General features: G+C 63.9%; 17 protein-coding genes. 12 read left to right on the top strand and 5 right to left on the bottom strand.

Annotated elements, in window-relative coordinates; all coding sequences use genetic code 11:
* From PJL15_RS21825 to PJL15_RS21800, 6 genes are all read left to right on the top strand, one after another.
* The coding region (locus PJL15_RS21825; protein ID WP_281453225.1) for a DAK2 domain-containing protein at positions 1–280 on the top strand (280 nt) is incomplete at its 5' end.
* A 3-nt stretch (positions 281–283) separates the two neighbouring features.
* Positions 284–766, top strand: coding sequence for a ribose-5-phosphate isomerase (locus tag PJL15_RS21820; RefSeq protein ID WP_281453224.1), 483 nt, complete (start codon positions 284–286; stop codon positions 764–766).
* A 2-nt stretch (positions 767–768) separates the two neighbouring features.
* Complete coding sequence (locus tag PJL15_RS21815) at positions 769–1,764, top strand: 3-hydroxyacyl-CoA dehydrogenase family protein (protein ID WP_281453223.1); 996 nt, start codon at positions 769–771, stop codon at positions 1,762–1,764.
* A 20-nt stretch (positions 1,765–1,784) separates the two neighbouring features.
* The gene (locus PJL15_RS21810; RefSeq protein ID WP_281453222.1) at positions 1,785–2,549 is read left to right on the top strand and encodes an SDR family NAD(P)-dependent oxidoreductase; all 765 of its coding nucleotides are present in this window, start codon (positions 1,785–1,787) and stop codon (positions 2,547–2,549) included.
* 147 nt (positions 2,550–2,696) lie between these two features.
* Complete coding sequence (locus PJL15_RS21805) at positions 2,697–4,046, top strand: MFS transporter (RefSeq protein ID WP_281453221.1); 1,350 nt, start codon at positions 2,697–2,699, stop codon at positions 4,044–4,046.
* A 17-nt stretch (positions 4,047–4,063) separates the two neighbouring features.
* Complete coding sequence (locus tag PJL15_RS21800; protein ID WP_281453220.1) at positions 4,064–4,825, top strand: triose-phosphate isomerase family protein; 762 nt, start codon at positions 4,064–4,066, stop codon at positions 4,823–4,825.
* A gap of 48 nt (positions 4,826–4,873) precedes the next feature.
* Here the strand turns inward: PJL15_RS21800 and PJL15_RS21795 are convergent, their stop codons facing one another.
* Positions 4,874–8,455 carry a TM0106 family RecB-like putative nuclease gene (locus tag PJL15_RS21795; protein WP_281453219.1) on the bottom strand — a complete coding sequence of 1,194 codons (3,582 nt, stop codon included), beginning with the start codon at positions 8,453–8,455 and terminating at the stop codon, positions 4,874–4,876.
* A 90-nt stretch (positions 8,456–8,545) separates the two neighbouring features.
* Here PJL15_RS21795 and PJL15_RS21790 point away from each other — a divergent pair, with 90 nt between their 5' ends.
* The 3 genes from PJL15_RS21790 (at position 8,546) to PJL15_RS21780 (ending at position 12,049) form a co-directional block, all read left to right on the top strand.
* Positions 8,546–9,001: a nucleoside deaminase gene (locus tag PJL15_RS21790; RefSeq protein WP_281453218.1), complete on the top strand. Its 456-nt coding sequence runs from the start codon at positions 8,546–8,548 to the stop codon at positions 8,999–9,001.
* A gap of 101 nt (positions 9,002–9,102) precedes the next feature.
* Positions 9,103–9,537 (top strand): CBS domain-containing protein, encoded by a 435-nt coding sequence (locus PJL15_RS21785; RefSeq protein WP_281453217.1) that lies wholly within the window; start codon positions 9,103–9,105, stop codon positions 9,535–9,537.
* A gap of 97 nt (positions 9,538–9,634) precedes the next feature.
* Complete coding sequence (locus PJL15_RS21780) at positions 9,635–12,049, top strand: Tex family protein (protein WP_281453216.1); 2,415 nt, start codon at positions 9,635–9,637, stop codon at positions 12,047–12,049.
* A gap of 27 nt (positions 12,050–12,076) precedes the next feature.
* Here the strand turns inward: PJL15_RS21780 and PJL15_RS21775 are convergent, their stop codons facing one another.
* From PJL15_RS21775 to PJL15_RS21765, 3 genes are read right to left on the bottom strand one after another with little or no spacing between them, the layout of a single operon-like run.
* The gene (locus PJL15_RS21775) at positions 12,077–13,114 is read right to left on the bottom strand and encodes an alpha/beta hydrolase (RefSeq protein WP_281453215.1); all 1,038 of its coding nucleotides are present in this window, start codon (positions 13,112–13,114) and stop codon (positions 12,077–12,079) included.
* Positions 13,111–13,503: a DUF1622 domain-containing protein gene (locus PJL15_RS21770; protein WP_281453214.1), complete on the bottom strand. Its 393-nt coding sequence runs from the start codon at positions 13,501–13,503 to the stop codon at positions 13,111–13,113. The genes PJL15_RS21775 and PJL15_RS21770 overlap by 4 nt, the downstream gene beginning before the upstream one ends.
* A gap of 29 nt (positions 13,504–13,532) precedes the next feature.
* Positions 13,533–14,447 (bottom strand): MSMEG_6728 family protein, encoded by a 915-nt coding sequence (locus PJL15_RS21765; RefSeq protein ID WP_281453213.1) that lies wholly within the window; start codon positions 14,445–14,447, stop codon positions 13,533–13,535.
* Between the two features lie 83 nt (positions 14,448–14,530).
* Between PJL15_RS21765 and PJL15_RS21760 the strand changes: the two genes are divergently transcribed.
* From PJL15_RS21760 to PJL15_RS21750, 3 genes are all read left to right on the top strand, one after another.
* Complete coding sequence (locus tag PJL15_RS21760) at positions 14,531–15,562, top strand: adenosine deaminase (RefSeq protein ID WP_281453212.1); 1,032 nt, start codon at positions 14,531–14,533, stop codon at positions 15,560–15,562.
* A 145-nt stretch (positions 15,563–15,707) separates the two neighbouring features.
* On the top strand, positions 15,708–16,586 hold the full coding sequence (locus tag PJL15_RS21755) for a glycosidase (protein WP_281453211.1): 879 nt from the start codon (positions 15,708–15,710) through the stop codon (positions 16,584–16,586).
* A 90-nt stretch (positions 16,587–16,676) separates the two neighbouring features.
* The gene (locus tag PJL15_RS21750; protein ID WP_281453210.1) at positions 16,677–16,961 is read left to right on the top strand and encodes an acylphosphatase; all 285 of its coding nucleotides are present in this window, start codon (positions 16,677–16,679) and stop codon (positions 16,959–16,961) included.
* A 102-nt stretch (positions 16,962–17,063) separates the two neighbouring features.
* Here PJL15_RS21750 and PJL15_RS21745 read toward each other — a convergent pair.
* The coding region (locus tag PJL15_RS21745) for a PfkB family carbohydrate kinase (RefSeq protein ID WP_281453209.1) at positions 17,064–17,792 on the bottom strand (729 nt) is incomplete at its 5' end.

Here is a 17,792-nt window from a genome sequence, read left to right as displayed (position 1 = left end):
GGAGATGTGTATACGAGCCAGCTTCCTGGCAGAGCTCGACGGCGGTGCTCCCGTTGACCGGGCGCTGGCAGTTGCGGCTGCGGCGGCCGAGTCCGCTGCCGCGAAAACCGCGGAGCTCCGGCCCCTCAAGGGCCGCGCACGTCCCCTCGCCGAGAAGAGCCTCGGCCACCCGGATCCCGGCGCAGTGTCCTTCGGACTGATTGCCGCGCGGATCTCGCAATTCATCGATTCACAACTTGCCGCTGCAGCCACCGCGGCACCGGCCGGAAACGGAGCCTGAAGAATGAGCAACACCCAAGGCTGGCGCATTGTCGTCGGCAACGATGAAGCCGGCGTGGAATACAAGAACGCCCTCCTGGCCCTCTTGGAAGCCGATCCGCGCGTTGCGTCGGTGACCGACGTCGGCGTTGGCCCCAACGATTCCACTGCGTACCCGCACGTGGCCGTCGACGCCGCCCGCAAAGTAGCCGCAGGCGAAGCGGACAGGGCACTGCTGATCTGCGGAACCGGTTTGGGAGTAGCCATTGCGGCCAATAAGGTACCCGGCATCCGTGCCGTCACCGCCCACGACAGCTACTCCGTGGAACGCTCCGTCCTGAGCAACAACGCCCAGGTCCTCACCCTCGGCCAGCGGGTGATCGGATTGGAACTGGCCAAGAAGCTCGTCGGTGAGTGGCTTAGCCACCGCTTCGACCAAAACTCCTCCTCCGCCGCCAAGGTGGACGCCATTTGCTCGTACGAGCCCGACTACACGAAGGCAGTCTGATCATGACTATTTCTGAAGGCATGGAAACTACTGAAGCCGCGGAAAACACAGCCCGGAAGGTCGCCGTCGTAGGCTCCGGCTACATGGGTGGCGGAATCGCGCAGGTTCTGGCATTGGGCGGGGCACGTGTTGCGCTGGCCGATGTCACTGCCGAAATCGCGCAGAAGAACTACGACCGCCTGCTGGTGGAATCCGAGCAATTCATTGCCGACGGCCTTTTCCCCGAAGGCGCCACAGAGACCCTCAAGCAGAACCTGTGGGCCGCCAAGGACATCGAAGAGGCTGTTGCCGATGCGGACTTCATCGAGGAGTGCGTTCCGGAAGTCCTGGAGATCAAGCACCAGACCCTGGCCCGGATCAGCGCGGCCGCCCGCCCGGACGCCCTGATCGGCTCCAATACCTCCACCATTTCCATTGCCGCCTTGGCAGAAGCCGTGACCGGGCCGGAGCGGTTCCTCGGTATTCACTTCTCCAACCCGTCGCCCTTCATTCCGGGCGTCGAGGTCATCCCGCACGCCGGCACTTCCGCCGCCACCGTCTCGGCCTCCTGCGATCTCGTGCACGCAGCCGGCAAGCAGACAGCCGTGGTCAAGGACGTCACCGGATTCGTGCTTAACCGCCTGCAGTACGCGCTGTTCCATGAGGCCGCGCAGTTGGTGGAGCAGGGGATCGCAACAGCGGACGACGTCGACACCCTGGTCCGTACGACGTTCGGCTTCCGCCTGCCCTTCTTTGGTCCGTTCGCCATCGCGGACATGGCCGGGTTGGACGTCTACAACTTCTGCTACAAGTCGCTGCAGACCGGTTTCCCGGAGCGCTTCGCGACGCCGAAGATCCTCTCGGACCTGGTGGAAGCCGGCAAGCTCGGGACCAAGACCGGCGCGGGCTTCCTGAACGTCCCGGCCGAGCGCACCCCGGAACTGATCGCCTACCGCAACAAGGCTTACGTGGCCATGCAGAAGCTCATTGAAGAGCTCGGCCCGGCCCCCATCAACTAGATCCTCCCAGGAGTAATCACATGACTTTCCCCGCATCACGGACAGCTGTTGTCACTGGCGCTGTCTCCGAGCGTGGCATCGGACGCGCCACTGTCAACTACCTCGCCGCGCAAGGCTGGAACATCGGCATCATCGACCTTGACGATGCCGCCTGCAAAGCCGCTGCCAAGGAGATCGCCGCTGAATACGGTGTCCAGGCGCACGGCGTCGGAGCAAACGTTGCCAGCGAAGCCGAAGTCCGGGCAGCCATCGACGAGCTTGAAAAAGAACTGCCGCAGATCGTGGCCCTGGCCAATGTTGCCGGCGTCAGCTCGCCCATCGGCTATCTGGAACTCGAACCGGCCGAGTGGGACCGGGTGCTGAACATCAACCTCAACGGCGTGCACTACGCCACCCGGCGCGTGGCCGAATCCATGGTCAAGAACCGGATCGGCAGGATCGTGAACATCTCCTCCGTTTCCGCACAGCGCGGTGGGGGCACGTTCTCCAAGACTCCGTACTCCGTTGCGAAGGCTGGGGTTATTGGCCTGACCCGTGCCACGGCCCGTGAACTCGGAGAATACGACATCACTGTCAACGCCATCTCCCCGGGTCCGATCGACACCGACATCATGGGCGGCACGTTGAGCCAGGAACGCAAGGATGAGCTCACCAAGGACCTCGTGGTGAACCGGGTCGGCTCCACCCGGGACATCGCCGCCGCTATTGCCTTCCTCATCAGCGAGGACTCCGGATACATCTCCGGCCAGACGCTGAATGTGGATGGCGGTCTGTACATGCACTAGGCCCCATGCGGACCTGGACACGGGAACGAAAGATCTACCTTGCCGTGGGCGTCCTCGCCTGCGCTCTGGGCCTGGTGCTCATTTTCCTTCCGCGCTGATAGCCCGTTTAGGTTATCCCCCCAATTGACTACTCAAAGAGGAGTTTCGATGTCTGCTGCCTCAACTTCCACCAAGGAGTTGCTGGATTCGCCGATTCTGAAATCAGCAATATCCAAGGCTTCATTCCGTCTGATGCCCATGTTGGTCATCCTGTATGTGGTCGCGTTCCTTGACCGCACCAACGTTGGTTTTGCCGAAGCTGCCCTCGGCGTGGACAAGGGCATCACCGCCGGGGCCTATGCGCTCGGCGCGGGTATCTTCTTCATCGGTTACGCACTGTTCGAGATCCCCAGCAATCTGCTGCTCACCAAGTTCGGCGCCAAAATGTGGCTGGCCCGCATCGCGATCACGTGGGGCATCGTGTCGGCCTGCTTCGCTTTCGTGCAGGGTGAGACCTCGTTCATCATCCTCCGCTTCCTGCTGGGCGTGACCGAGGCAGGACTGTTCCCGGGCGTCATCATGTTCCTCGCCGCCTGGTTCCCCAACAAGGTCCGCGTGAAGATGTTCGCCATCTTCTACCTGGCCCAGCCCCTCTCCCAGATGCTCGGTGCGCCGTTGTCCGGCTGGCTCATCAACATCGGCGACCAGGTTCCCGGCGTCGCGGGATGGCAGGTCATGTTCTTCGTCGAGGGGTCCTTGGCCATCCTGGCAGGCATCGCCTCGTTCTTCTTCCTGATCAACAGCCCGCAGGACGCGAAGTTCCTGAGCAAGGAAGAAAAGGTCGCCTTGACCGATGTCATGGCCTTGGAAGACACAGTCAAGGAAGAGTCAGGACCGCAGGGTGTCATGGCTGCGATGCGGAATGGCCGTGTCTGGTACTTCACCATCATCTACTTCTGCCTGCAGATCGCGGTCTACGGCGTCACGTTCTACCTTCCGCAGCAGGTAGCCCAACTGACCGGACAGAAGGTGGGTTTCGCCGTCGGACTCATGGCCGCCATTCCCTGGTTCTTCGGGATCTTCGCCTGCTACTTCGTGGGCAAAGCGGCGAACACGGTGGTGCGCCGCCGGATTTGGGGCACGGCACTGTTCGTTTCCACGGGCCTTTGCATCTTCGGTTCCGCATGGGCCGGAGCAAACCACCTTCCGGCCTTGGGCATCATCTTCATCACCCTGGCGGTATGCAGCTTCCTGGCGATTGGTCCCATCTGCTGGTCCTATCCGACGGCGTTCCTCACCGGAACGGCTGCGGCAGCAGGTATCGGCCTCATCAACTCGCTGGGAAACCTGGGCGGTTTCGTCGCTCCGATCCTGCGCACCTCGGTCAACGAGATGACGGCTTCGGACACAGGAACCATGGGCGTTTACGCTCTCGGTGTCCTGCCCTTCCTGGCCGCGGCGATGATGTTCGGCACCCGGGCCTTCTCCAACAAAGCCGACGAGCTGCTGGACAAGTAGGAATGAACCGGACAGCCATGAATTCTCCACACACCCTGTACATCGGAGTCAGCACCAAGATGTACATGGGGTACGCCCGCAGCCTTGCGTGGCTGGAGCAGTTGGTGGCAGAAGTGGACTCCCGTCCGGCCCTCGCGGCCGGGCGGGTTGTCCCGTTTGTCATCCCTTCGTTTCCAGTCCTTCCCGCAGCCGCTGGACTGACGGCTGGTTCTCCGCTGGTCCTGGGCGCGCAGAACTGTGGCTGGTCCGATGGTCCGTGGACTGGTGAGGTGGCGCCGTCGATGCTTGCCGAGCTTGGCGTCGGCTTGGTGGAAATCGGCCATGCCGAGCGGCGGCGCTACTTCGCCGAAGACGACGCCGTGGTGGCACTGAAGGTGGGCGCCGCCGTCGAATCCGGTCTTGCACCGCTGCTGTGCGTGGGCGAGGCCGAGGAGTGTGCCCCCGAGGCTGCGGCGGAGATCGTGTTCCACCAGATCAAGGCGGCTGTCTCCGGCGATTGGTCCTTGGCTGCCCGGCTCGTGGTTGCCTATGAACCGGTGTGGGCTATCGGTGCTCCCGAACCCGCCTCGGCGGAGTACGTTTCGATGGTGGTCGGCACCCTGCGCTCCGCCCTTGCCCAGCACGGGTTGGCGGAGCTGCCGGTGATCTATGGAGGCTCGGCGAAACCAGGGCTCCTGCCCCGGCTCTCGGGTGTTTCGGGCCTCTTCCTTGGCCGCTTCGCCCACGATGCCGCAAACTTCGGCCGGGTCCTGGATGAGGCGCTCGCCCTTACTAACTAGGTAACAGCAAACGGCCCTCTGGTCCGTCAATGGAGCGTTAGCTGTTACTTAGTTGGGTTCCGCGCGCTGGCAGAGTGCTACGAAGCCGCCCAGATTTTCCAGTCCTTCCGGATGCGTCGGGAGGTAGTTGGTCAGCTCGGGTGAACGCACGACGACGGCACGCCACTGACCGCGCGACACCGCCACGTTGATCCGGTTGCGTGAGAGCAGGAACTCCATGCCGCGCGGAACCTCCCCGGCGGCTGACGCGGCCATGGACACAATGACCACGGGAGCTTCCTGGCCTTGGAACTTGTCCACTGTCCCCACGCGTACCTTGTTAAGGCCGATTGCGTGCAGTTCATGCTTGATGAGCTGGACCTGCGCGTTGTAGGGCGCGACCACCAGGATGTCGGTTTCGTCGAGTGGCCGGCTTTCCGTGGACTGGGAGGGATCCTGCCATGTCAGGCCAAGATGGGCCTGCACTTGCCGGGCGACCTCTGCCGCTTCCTCAGGTGAGGACGTCGAGTTTCCAGTGTGTTCGACGTAGACGCACGAAATCCCCGGCCGTGCTCCTTCCAACAGGCGCTGGGACGCGGCGGGGGCTGCCTCCAGCCGTGAGTCGTACGACAGCTCGGACACGGCATTGCAAAGCTCCGGGTGCATCCGCCATGACAATGCAAGGAAGTAGCCAAGCTCCGCCGGTAAGGTGTTGTAGCCGTCGGACAACCAGCCGAGTGCCGACTCGTCAACCGGCTCAGGGTGCGTCCCTTGGGTGACCTGCGGAAGCTGCTGGGGGTCACCCAGCAGAAGGAGCCTCTTGGTGGCCCGGCTGACGGCCATGGTGTTGGCCAGGGAAAACTGGCCTGCTTCATCGATCACCAGCAGGTCCAATGATCCTGCGGGAACCTCCTTGCCCACCATGGCCCAAGCGGTCCCGCCGATCAGTGCTCCACCCGGCATGGCCAGAGCCTGGGTGACATCGGCCTTCCCGCAGCCTTTCCACGGCACAGGATCGTTGTGTTTGACCTCTTTGGCCACCCGCTGCGGGTCCACACCGGCTTTCTCGACGGCGGCACACAGCATGTGTTCAACCACGGCATGGGACTGTGCAACGACGCCGACTTTCCAACCATCAGCCACAAGCCGGGCCAGGACATGGGCACCAACATAGGTCTTTCCACTGCCGGGAGGGCCCTGCACCGCCACGTAGGAATGGTCCAAGTCCTTGACCGCTGCGGTGATCGCATCAATGTATCCATCGGGCCCGGACGGCACAGCAGGCAGGGCTGCATGGCTGCGAAGCCTTGGTGGTTGCCTGCGGACCAGATCCAAGGCCGGATCCTTCGGCCAGGCCGGCAGCCCAGCCCGGAGCTTCGTCGCCAGGGCTGCCAACGCTGCACGTTGGCCGTAGGTCTGAATCGGGCCGTCCGGGGTCAACGCCATTGGCAGTTGGGCGAACTCTGTGGAGTCTTTGCGAAGGCTTTCGGCGATGATGACGGACTCGAAGTCCCCGTCTTCGCCAACCTCCGTGACTTTGGTGCTGCTCCAGCCCGCACGGCCCAGCACCGTGGATTCCTTGGACAGCAACGCCTCCGGAAGCGGGGGGTCGTACATCCTGAAGTAGGTCTTGGCTGGGTCCAACCCTGCACCGTCCCCCGACCGTCCAAGAAGTTTGACCATCCGGACCGGGTTACTGCGAGGCGTCGGTTTGGCCCAGTCCTGCAGAAGCTCCGCATGGTCCACGATGAACAGATCCCGGGCTTCATCCCACTGGGACGTTGGCTTCTCCAAGCGATCGAAATGGCCCCACCAGTGCTGTTTGTCCTCGCGCCGGTGGTAGCCGACGCCCGCGGCGACAATCCCGATCGCCCTGGCATCTGGAGTGGAACGTTCGGCATCAGGGAGCTGGGCGAGGTACTCAAAGAGGGCCGTCTCTTCGGGTGCGGCCTCGTACTTGGCGGGAGCTTCGTCCGCTGCGGCGGCTTCCGCCCGCGCGTCCTGAGGCTGTGCCTCCTGACCCGGCACTATTGAGCGCTCCGCGGCGCGGGCGAGCAGCCAGTTCCGCAGTTCCAGGGTGGAGATGCAGTCGTACTCGTTGTAATCCCGGATGCCCTCAAGGATCTCCGCGGCTTCGGCGTCGCGTCCGGTGTCCCTGGCCGTGCAGAAGTCCGCGTAGGCCACCACGGAGGCTCCAGCGTCGGTCACGTCACCGGAGCGCAAGTGCTGCCCCATGTACAACGGCTCAAGCTTCTTGATGCTGTACGAGTTCGAGGAGATCCGGATGCTGTGCCGCACGGTGTCGTAAAGGTCCACCAGGACGCCTTCGCGCAGGAGGTCGTCGACGGCGGTCTCGCCCGTCACGTGCGTCAGGGACAGGTTCCGCAGTGCGGTCTTCTCGTAGGCGGCGTAGTGGTAGATGTGCATGCCCGGATACTGTGCCCGCCGTTTGGCAACATACTCCAGGAAGTCAACGAACGCCCTGCCTTCCTCAGCCCGGGAGTGCGCCCAGAAGGGCCGGAAGACCGGGGTGGCGCCGGGCTCAACAGGGGTCTCGATGACACCGAACAGGTATTCCAGGCCCCATTTTCCAGTGGCGGGATCCTGCCAGAGGGGATCGCCTTCGAAGTCGAAGAAGATGTCACCGGGATCGGGCGCAGGGAGCCTTCCCAGGGTGTTCTCAGCCAGCACGTTGTAGCTGATGGCTTTGGCTTCGCCGGATTTGTCCTTGTACTCCACCGTGCCGTCCGGGGTGCCGGTACCCGTCTGGAGCCGTGCCTGTTCACGCAGACGCAGCAGCGTGGGGTCGCCCGTTGCCGGTAAGCCGGCCAGTTGGTCGATGGTGGTGACGCCTTCCGCGATCAGCTTTTTGCGCCGGCTGATGCGCATCCCGGCCACCATGAGCAGATCCCTGTGCAGCTGAACCTGTTCCGCGCAGTAATCACAACGGCCGCACGCAGAGTACCGGGGATCGCCCCACGCGACCGGTTCGCTGCCGGGGACATGCGCGGCGGTCATGGCAAGGAACCGCTGGCGTCGTTCCTTGAATACCGGCAGGATCTGGGAGAGTGGATGGTCACTGTGCACCCGGTTGCCCAGCACCAGGGTGACAGTGGGATCCGGCGTGATACCGGCCTGTATGAGTTGGTCCCCATAGGCTGCCAGTTGAAGCAGCGCCGTGACCTTGGCATGCCGCGCCAGCTTGGTATCGAAGACCGCATACTGGCCGCCGGGCTTCTTGACCAGAAAGTCGGAGCGTCCATGGAAGGTGCCATCAAAGAAAGCGGCTTGGAACACTATGTCTGCCCCGGAAAGCAGGGCATCGATGGATTCAGCGTGCTTGGCCGAAAGGGTGGCGCGGTCCATGGCAGTGGCGGGAACGACGTCGTAAACGCCTTTTCGCGTTGCCGGGTCCCACTTGCCAAACTCCGCCACGAACTCATCCAGGACCCGGTGCTCGTGGACATCGCCAAGTTCGGCAGTGCGTTCCAGCATGGCATCCGGCGGGAAGTCCGGCCGGGGAGTGCGGCCCAGCTTTTCGTCGAGCTTGCGGAGCAGCTGGTACTCGCAGGTGGCGGCAATGACGAGGTCGCTGGCCGAGAAAACCAGGTCCTTGGGCCCGCCTGCCAGCTCCGGATCGAGAAAGAACACCCAGGGTCACCTGCCTTCCATGCTGTGAATACCCTTGCAAGCCAAGCTATCAGCGGGCCCCGACAATATGGCTCCACTTAGACTGCACCCATGACTGAAACTACGCCCACGGCAGACCCAGCGTTCGAAGCCGCCTACCAAGCCGCGCAGAAGAGCCTCAGCGAGGGCGGAATTCCCATTGGCGCCGCCCTGGCACGGGCCGGTGAGGTCATCGCAAGCGGACACAACGAACGCGTCCAGCACGGCGACCCGATCGCCCATGGGGAGATGTCCGCGCTCCGTGCGGCGGGCCGGCAGAAGAGCTACCGAGACACCACTTTGTACACCACCCTGGCACCCTGTGCGATGTGCACGGGAACCATCATCCAGTTCAAAATTCCCCGCGTGGTTGTGGGGGAGGCGGAGACCTTTCCGGGCGAGTTCGACCTCCTGCGCTCACGCGGCGTGGAGGTAGTTGTCCTGGATGACCAACGCTGCGTGGACATGATGCGCACCTTCCAGGAGGAGCATCCGGAACTCTGGGCCGAGGACATCGCGGAGGACTGAAATCCGTCTGGTCACGGTTCCCCCGCGAGCGTAGGCTGGCATCATCGGCGTTGGAGCCGAAGGGCCCCTCGTCGATAATCCCAATCGATGAAGGAGGACCCATGAGTGTCGTACGTGAATTCATGACGACAGATGCCAAGTGCGTCGTCGAGGACCAGACCCTTGAAGTGGCCGCCCGCATGATGCGGGACATGGACTGCGGTTCACTTCCCATCTGCGGCAACGACGGCAAGCTGACCGGCTTCATCACCGACCGCGACATTGTGGTCAAATGTGTTGCCGAAGGAAAGGATGCCCGTCAGGTCCTTGCCAGCGAACTCGCCACCGGCAAGCCGTTCTGGGTGGATGCCGATGCCAACGTGGACGAAGCCGTCAGCATGATGGAAGAACATCAAGTGCGCCGCCTGCCCGTTATCAGCGACCACAAGCTGGTAGGCATCATCAGCCAGGGCGACATTGCCCGCAACCACTATGCAGAACAGCGCCTCGGGGAAATGGTGGAGCACATTTCGGCCAAGGAGCACATGTCGCACTAGTACCGCCGGAGGGCAAAGCCAGCCGCCGCGAGGCACTCCCGGACGGGAACGCCTCGCGGCCCGTTCCCACGGGCAAGCCCACGTGAGGCAAACTGTCATGGTGACTTCAAATCTCCAACACCAGTCAGCTGACTCCGCCATCCACGCACAAATCGCCGCTGAACTCGGCGTCAAAGCCTGGCAGGTCAAGGCCGCGGTGGAACTGCTCGACGCCGGATCCACCGTCCCCTTCATCGCCCGCTACCGCAAGGAAGCCACCGGGACGCTCGATGACACCCAACTGCGCGACCTCGAGGAACGCCTCAGGTACCTCCGCGAGCTGGAAGAACGACGCAAAGCCGTCCTGGAGGCGATTGCCGCCCAAGGCAAGCTGACCCCGGAACTGGAAGCCGCCGTCGTCGGAGCCGATACCAAAGCGCGCTTGGAGGACATTTACCTTCCCTTCAAGTCCAAGCGCCGCACCAAAGCCCAGATCGCCCGCGAGGCCGGGCTGGAGCCGCTGGCGGATGTGCTGCTCGCCAACCCGCAGCTGGACCCGGCCACCGAGGCCACCAAGTACCTGAACGCAGAGCACTCCATCGAGGACACCGCCGCGGCGCTCGCAGGTGCACGTGCCATCCTGGTGGAGCGCGTGGGGCAGGACGCGGACCTCGCCGAGGATCTGCGCGAGCGCCTGTGGAAGCAGGGCCGCATGGTGTCCCGCGTCAAGAAGGGCATGGAGGCCGAGGGCCAAAAGTTCAAGGATTACTTCGAGTTCACGCAGGTGCCCTCCGGCATGCCGTCGCACCGCGTGCTCGCACTGTTGCGCGGCGAGAAGGACGGCGTCCTTGAGCTGGACCTCGCCGAAGCAGACCCCGCCGACGACGACGCCCTTGCCGCCGCCCGCGGCCGTTACGAGAACGCTGTGGCCAAGTGCCTTGGGGTTTCCAACCAGGGCCGTCCCGCCGATGCCTGGCTGACGCAGACCGCGCAGCTTGCCTGGCGGGGCCGCATCCTGGACCGGCTCACCACGGACCTTCGCGGCCGGATGTTTGCCGATGCCGAGGACGAGGCCGTTCGGGTCTTTGCCGCCAACCTTCGCGACGTCCTGCTTGCAGCTCCGGCTGGCAACCGCGCCACCCTGGGCCTGGACCCCGGGCTCCGGACCGGCGTGAAAGTGGCAGTGGTTGATGGCACCGGCAAGGTGGTCACCACGGAAACCATCTATCCCCACGCACCGGCGAAAAAGTGGGACGAAGCACTGGCCACCCTTCACCGCCTCGCCCGGCAGCACAAGGTTGAACTCGTGGCGATTGGCAACGGAACGGCGTCGCGCGAGACGGACAAGCTGGCCACCGAGCTCATCAAATCCCTCGAGGCTGGTGGGGCCAAAGGCATCCAGAAGCTGGTGGTGTCCGAAGCCGGAGCATCTGTCTACTCCGCCTCCGCCCTGGCAGCGTCTGAGCTCCCCGGAATGGATGTTTCCCTGCGTGGTGCTGTGTCCATTGCCCGGCGTCTCCAGGATCCCCTGGCTGAACTGGTGAAGATCGAGCCCAAGTCCATCGGTGTAGGCCAATACCAACACGATGTCACGGCCGCCAAGCTGGACCGCTCCTTGGATGCCGTGGTGGAGGACTGCGTGAACGCCGTGGGCGTCGACGTGAACACGGCCTCGCCGGCGTTGTTGAGCCGCGTGGCGGGCGTCGGGCCGCTGCTGAGCGAGAACATCGTGGCCTACAGGAATGAGAACGGACCGTTCGCCAAGCGCAGCGACCTCAAGAAGGTGCCCCGGCTGGGTGCGAAGGCCTTTGAACAGTGCGCCGGCTTCCTCCGGATCACCGGGGGAGCCGAGCCATTGGACGCCTCCAGTGTCCACCCTGAGGCGTACTCCGTGGCGCGCAAGATCCTGGTGGCAGCCGGTGGCGGCCCCGCCACTTCCTTGGACCCGCAGTCGTTCGTGGATGGAACCTTCGGCCTGCCCACAGTCAAGGACATCATGTCCGAGCTCGAGAAGCCCGGCCGCGACCCTCGCCCGGCGTTCAAGGCGGCCTCGTTCTCTGAAGGAATCGAAAAGATCTCCGACCTCAAACCGGGCATGATCCTGGAAGGTACAGTCACCAACGTGGCCGCATTCGGGGCTTTCGTCGACGTCGGAGTGCACCAGGACGGCTTGGTGCACGTCTCGGCACTGTCCAACAAGTTCGTTTCGGATCCGCGTGAAATCGTGAAGTCCGGCCAGGTGGTCAGGGTCAAGGTGTTGGAGGCGGACCCTGACCGCAAGCGCATCTCCTTGACGTTGAGGCTCGACGACGAACCCGGCTCTGCCGGTGGGCGCACTTCCGGTGGGCGCACCTCGGAAGGGCGTGCTTCGGGCGGTCAGCGGTCAGCTGGCTCCCGTGACAACGATCGCCGCGGAAACCCGGGCCGGCAGCAGCAGGGCAACTCCCGCCAAGGTAAGCCCCAGCAGGCGCAGGCCGCTCCGACGAACACCGCGATGGCTGAGGCGTTGCGCCGGGCAGGGCTCGGCAAGTAGCGCCACCTTAAAGCAACGCGGGGTCACTTATGGCCCATCCGAGGGTGGAACATGGGCCCTAAGTGACCCCGCGTTGCTCTGTGCAAGGACGGGTTGCAGGGCCAGGGGCAGCCAGCGGCCGATGCGCTCAAACGCTTCGGTCCGGATGGGCTTCGGGGACAGGAAGATGTCGTGGAATGCGTTGGGGAGCCGGCTCACCGTGACGGTGTCCGCCAAGGACAGTGCCCGGTGGGCCACGGCGTCCACGTTCAAGGCAACGTCTGCCGTGAGGGCATCAGCGGACCACTTCGGCTGCAGGTAGCTTTTGTCCGAGAGCAGCACGAGCACCGGCATATCGATGCCCAGCCCTGCGGCAACAGTTGCCTGCCCGCGGAACACTGCATCCAGGAATGCGGGCGTGATGGGGAATCCCCGGTCGGGCCGCCATTGGAGGTTGTAGTCCCATTCGCCGTCGAGTGCTGCCGAGACTGCGCGGGTATAGATGCCCGGGTCCACGGGTGGCAGCGGTGCCAGCGGGTGGAGCCGGGCATGCAGGCCCACCAGCGGCGCAATCGCACGCCGTCCCAGTTCGGTAGCTTGGAACTCCAACCACGGGCTGTTCAGGATCAAGGCCGAGGCCACCCCCGGGTGACGGTGCGCCCACAGGCTAAGGGTCAGCCCGCCGGTGGAGTGTCCCAGGAGAATGAGCGGCCGGTCGCTCGGAGTACCCGTGCGCCCCATTGCTTCAAGGGCCGCAGCGATGTCGGCGTCGTAATCGGCCAGGCTGGTGACGAACCCCGGTACCAAGCCCGGCCGCAGGCTGCGGCCGTAGTTGTGCAGGTCCAGGGCATAAAAGCGCGCCCCGGCCCGGTGCCAGAACGCGGCTACGTGACGTTGGAAAAAGTAGTCCGACCAGCCATGCACATACAGAACGTCGGCGTCGAGGCCAGCCTTTGCCGACGCATCCGGTAACGGCGACCCGGTGCCGAGGTATCGCACCAAGGTGGCGACAGCACCGCCGTCGAGGTCCAACGTCTGCTGTTCAAAGCCTTCGCCAAGAATGTCCGGAGTCCACGGCTGGGTCATGGATCCGATCGTAGCGGTTCGCCGGCGTCGTGCCCCTTTTCCTTCTGCCATGGCCAGCGGCCGGTGATTTCCAGCTCGAGTGAGAAGCTGAGGAAGGTCCGGATCAACACGATGATCGCCAGGACACCAACGCTCTCAAACGTGGGTGTCACCGCGACCGTACGGATGATGTCCGCTGCCACCAGGAGTTCCAGGCCCAAGAGGATGGAACGTCCCAGCAGTTGCCGGTAGGCGAGGTACGGCGTGAATGGTTCCAGGCCTCGGGCGCGTTCCGGTTGGTAGCCGCGCAGGGCCATGGGAATGGAGACCAGCGCCCCAATCACCATGACGGCCACTCCGGCAGCGTCCATGTACCTGCCCACAGCTTCGATGATGTGCTGGAAATCCATTGCCCTCCCTGCGTTGGTGGAACCTGCCGTTACAGCGCGGGTGCAGGGACGGGGAAAAAGACCCGGGGATCCTGCAGCAGCGCGGGGTAGTCGAAGTCCGAGCGCTTGATCACGTTGGTCACTTCAAAGTTGCGGGCGAAGCGGCCATCAACCGTGATGGGTCGGCCCTGGATCAGGCCGACGGCGAAGATGCTGCCGCCGTCGAACGGCACCGCAATCTCGGTCTTGCCCGGGAGGGTTGAGAACGCCTTCTCCTGGGCTTGGCGCTTGCGGGTGGGCTTCTTCTCCTGCGGCTTGACCGGGCGCTTCCGGGGCCCGCCGACCTGCCTGCGGGACTTCTCCTCGGCATACACGAACTGGTACTCGTCGGGGTCTGCGGGAACCGTGGAACGTGCCTTGCCGTGGGGAGGCATGCTGACGGTGGTCAACTGTTCCGGTCGGAGGTCCTCAACGGCCGAGCGCAGGATCCACAAGCTGTCCTCTTCCGGGTCCTCCGGGTGGAATTCGTGCTTGGGTTCGGGCCACACATATTCCAGCTTCTCCTCGGTTCCCGGGAAGATCTGCGAGTAGTGCTTGGGGTCCTTGCTGATCAGCTTGGACCGGTGGCTGAGGTGCAGGTCCTCGTGTCCCAACCATGGCGGCATGACGATCCGGGACGCATAGTCCGGGTGGGCCGCCTGCGGCGCGAACTCCGCGATGTTGTTGCGCGTGTTGTCCGGGTGGCCCCGCTCGATCCATTCGTCGGCCATTGCCAGGCCGTACATGGTGAGCGCCGGAACGTGGCCCATCCACATGCGGACGGCCGGGTGGGACTGCCAACCGTACTCCGGGATCACCAACGCGCGGAGTACCTGGAGAGCTTCGACGCGCTGTTTGCCGAGCCTTGAAGTGTCGAGCGCCGCGGCACTCTCACGGAAATCGGCGAAGGGGAGGAAAGTCTGCATCCTTTCAGTTTGAGGGTGCCGGGCGTGAGAACCAAGTTGAGTGCTCCGGGACACGTGCCCGTGTTCGGGCCTAGAGTTGTCGGGTGGAAACTATTGGCGAGAAAACAACCACCACGGCACCTCCGGTTGCCGAACTGCACCTGCACATTGAAGGGACCCTCCAGCCAGAGCTGATCTTTGCCCTGGCCGAACGAAACGGCATCGAATTGCCGTACGAAGACATCGAAGAACTGCGCGAGAAGTACGAATTCTCTGACCTGCAATCCTTCCTGGACCTCTACTACGCCAACATGGCTGTCCTGCAGACTGAGCAGGATTTCACCGACATGACCCGTGCCTACCTGAAGCGGGCAGCCGCAGGGGGAGTGCGGCACGCGGAAATCATGATGGATCCCCAGGCCCACACCTCCCGGGGCGTGGCACTGGAAACCTGCGTCAACGGGGTGGCCAACGCCCTTGCCACCTCCGAAGAGGATTTTGGCGTCTCCACCCTCCTCATCGCCGCTTTCCTGCGGGATATGTCCGAGGAATCCGCCCTGGAAGTGCTTGAACAGCTCCTGGCCATGCACGCCCCCATCGCGGGCATCGGTCTGGATTCGGCCGAGGTAGGCAATCCGCCGTCGAAATTTGAGCGTTTGTACCAGCGCGCCGGTGAGGCAGGGCTTCGAAGGATCGCCCACGCCGGAGAAGAGGGCCCCGCGTCCTACATCACGGAGGCCTTGGACATCCTGCACGTCGAGCGGATCGACCACGGCATCCGCTGCATGGAAGATACCGATGTGGTGCAGCGCCTCGTGGCCGAGCAAGTGCCGTTGACCGTTTGCCCGTTGTCCAATGTCCGGCTCCGCGCCGTGGACAAGCTTGAGGACCATCCGCTGCCGGAGATGCTGGCCATCGGCCTGAACGTTTGCGTCAATTCGGATGACCCCGCCTACTTTGGCGGCTACGTGGACGACAACTTTGAACAGTTGGTGGAGGTGTTGAAGTTCTCGGTGCCCGAACAGGCTACGTTGGCTGCCAACTCCATCCGTTCATCCTTTGCCGGCGAGGCACGCAAAGCAGAGCTTTTGGACGAGGTCACCGAGTGGGTCAAATCGTCGGTGACGGGGGCCTGAACCGCTCCAGCCGAGACCCGTACATCACTTGTGCCGCTTGTGATGTCACACTCAGTCACGACACACGGTGTTTACCAAGTGCAGTCGCGGGAATTAACAATTCATTGGCAAACTGCAAGGGAATATCCACCGTAGAAGGAGAAGCATGGGCGCGAACACCGCCGAGAACACCAACCTTCGTCTGAAGGCCGTCCTGGACATCCTCGCAGAGGGCGTATGGTCCGGGGCAACGCTGAACGCCGGCGAAGTGCTGGCCGAAGCGATCGCACGCGTTCCGTTCAACGACCACGAGGCCGAGCTGCTCAGCGGCGGCATTCCGCGCGGCCACAAGACCCTCACATCCGCCTCGGCCAAACTGGTCAAGGCCGGCTGGCTGGTCAAGGGACGTTCGGGCTGGACCATCCCGGAGGACGGCCTACGCGCGACGGTCGCCTTCGCCGATGTTGCAGCTTTCGCGGCAGCACTCGACGCCGGAACTCCGGTACCTGCCGACGTTCCGGTTCCCACCGCCCCGCCTGCCAAGGCGAAGGCAAAGCGGGCAGCAGCGCCCAAGCGCGCTGCGGCAAAGAAGGAAACGGCCCCCAAGGTCGCAGCCAGCGAGGTAGCCGAGCCCAAGGTTGCCGCAGCCAAGGTGTCCGCTCCGAAGGCTGCTGCGACTACCAGGAAGCCGGCCACCAGGAAGGCGCCTGCCAAGGCGGCGGCGACCTCCGCCGTCGAGACCGTGCCGCAGCCGGACGCCGTCGCGATTGCCGGGGACTTCAACACGATCCTTGGCGCTCCCGAGGATTGGGCACCGCAGTACGACGAAGCCCAGATGACCTTCAGCCCGCTGGCTCAGGTGTGGACGCTGACGGCTGAATTGCCCGCCGGTTTCTACACCTACAAGATCGCGCTGAACCGCTCGTGGGACGAGAACTATGGTGCGTTTGGCGCCCGTGACGGTGCGAACCACGAGTTGAACCACGACGGCGGATCCGTCACCATCACGTACAGCCACGCAACGCGGGACATTGTGGTGAGCTGATTACCTACCCGCGTATCCTGCCCTTGTTCGTCACCCACTCCGTTGTACGGGGAGGGGGCGGGCAGGGGCAGGTTTCGTTAAGGTTGGTCCATGAACCTAGTCGGGAATCGCCTCACGGCCCGCATCACCGGTGTTGTCCAGGGCGTCGGGTTCCGCTATTGGACCGCCCGGAAGGCCGACGAGCTCATGCTGACTGGGACGGTCCGCAACCGTTATGACGGCTCGGTGGAGTTGGTGGCGGAAGGTCCCCGCCCGGACATCGACGCCATGCTGGAGTGGCTCAAATCCGCGCAGGCGCCGGGCCGCGTGGAGCACGTGGAATCCGAGGTCTCCGATGCAACAGGGGAGTTCAACGGGTTCAGGATCGTCGGTTAGTTCAACGGTCTCCACGCAGGTCCGGTCATGGTTACCCTCCATCGGCAGCGTAACAGCAGACACTGACATTTGCGCGGCTCACTGCGCGCCGACAGAACTCGTCTACTTAACGGCGCTCCGAGTGGCCTGCACGTAGTGTTCCAGGGGCTGAAGCGCGGGCTGGGACGCAGCATCACGGACCGCGTCCGCGCCCACGGCATTTGCCACGGCCAGGGCGTTCCCGTACTCAAGCCCGGCCTGAAGAGCCAGAACCAGCGCAGCGCAGAACGCATCGCCTGCTCCGATGGTGTTGGCAATGTCGGTGACGCGCACAGCGGGAGCTTCGGCCACCCGTTCGCCGTCGACGAAGATCGCCGAACCTTCGCCGCCGTATGTCACGGCCACCAGCGGTGCGTCCTTCAGTGCCGGAATGAGCTGGTATTCGGTCTCGTTAACGATCACCAGGTCGCAGCGTTCCAGCAGTTCCGGCAGGATGGGTGCCGCCGGGGCCGCGTTCAGGGCGAAGAATCCCTTGGCGGCCCGCGCTGCGGACAACACCACGTCCTGGTCCACCTCGAGCTGGCACAGCACGGCTTCGTCGTCGCCGAAGCTGACACCATCGAGGACCACTTCGCCATTGGCGCCCGGGCACACCACAATCTGGTTTTCGCCCTGGCTGTCCACGAGCACAAGTGCGGTTCCGGTTGCGGCGTCCACTTGGGCAATGTCGCTGATGTCGACGCCGGCACGCGCCATTGCCTCCAGCAGTGTCCGCCCGGCGTCGTCCTGGCCGACGGCCCCCACCCTGTCTCTTCTACCCATCTGTCGCTGCCGACGCGGGGTGCCTCGGCT

This window comes from Paenarthrobacter nitroguajacolicus, assembly GCF_029952445.1.
Classification (GTDB): domain Bacteria; phylum Actinomycetota; class Actinomycetes; order Actinomycetales; family Micrococcaceae; genus Arthrobacter; species Arthrobacter nitroguajacolicus_B.
The sequence above is the reverse complement of the archived record's forward strand: the minus strand, read 5'-3'. Positions and strand labels throughout refer to the sequence as shown.

Excerpts from the sequence above, each read along its gene's own strand:
- PJL15_RS21775 (WP_281453215.1), bottom strand. The coding sequence starts at position 13,114 with ATGACCCAGCCGTGGACTCCGGACATTCTTGGCGAAGGCTTTGAACAG.
- PJL15_RS21785 (WP_281453217.1), top strand. The coding sequence starts at position 9,103 with ATGAGTGTCGTACGTGAATTCATGACGACAGATGCCAAGTGCGTCGTC.
- PJL15_RS21780 (WP_281453216.1), top strand. The coding sequence starts at position 9,635 with ATGGTGACTTCAAATCTCCAACACCAGTCAGCTGACTCCGCCATCCAC.
- PJL15_RS21810 (WP_281453222.1), top strand. The coding sequence starts at position 1,785 with ATGACTTTCCCCGCATCACGGACAGCTGTTGTCACTGGCGCTGTCTCC.
- PJL15_RS21750 (WP_281453210.1), top strand. The coding sequence starts at position 16,677 with ATGAACCTAGTCGGGAATCGCCTCACGGCCCGCATCACCGGTGTTGTC.
- PJL15_RS21800 (WP_281453220.1), top strand. The coding sequence starts at position 4,064 with ATGAATTCTCCACACACCCTGTACATCGGAGTCAGCACCAAGATGTAC.
- PJL15_RS21815 (WP_281453223.1), top strand. The coding sequence starts at position 769 with ATGACTATTTCTGAAGGCATGGAAACTACTGAAGCCGCGGAAAACACA.
- PJL15_RS21790 (WP_281453218.1), top strand. The coding sequence starts at position 8,546 with ATGACTGAAACTACGCCCACGGCAGACCCAGCGTTCGAAGCCGCCTAC.
- PJL15_RS21765 (WP_281453213.1), bottom strand. The coding sequence starts at position 14,447 with ATGCAGACTTTCCTCCCCTTCGCCGATTTCCGTGAGAGTGCCGCGGCG.
- PJL15_RS21770 (WP_281453214.1), bottom strand. The coding sequence starts at position 13,503 with ATGGATTTCCAGCACATCATCGAAGCTGTGGGCAGGTACATGGACGCT.
- PJL15_RS21805 (WP_281453221.1), top strand. The coding sequence starts at position 2,697 with ATGTCTGCTGCCTCAACTTCCACCAAGGAGTTGCTGGATTCGCCGATT.
- PJL15_RS21755 (WP_281453211.1), top strand. The coding sequence starts at position 15,708 with ATGGGCGCGAACACCGCCGAGAACACCAACCTTCGTCTGAAGGCCGTC.
- PJL15_RS21820 (WP_281453224.1), top strand. The coding sequence starts at position 284 with ATGAGCAACACCCAAGGCTGGCGCATTGTCGTCGGCAACGATGAAGCC.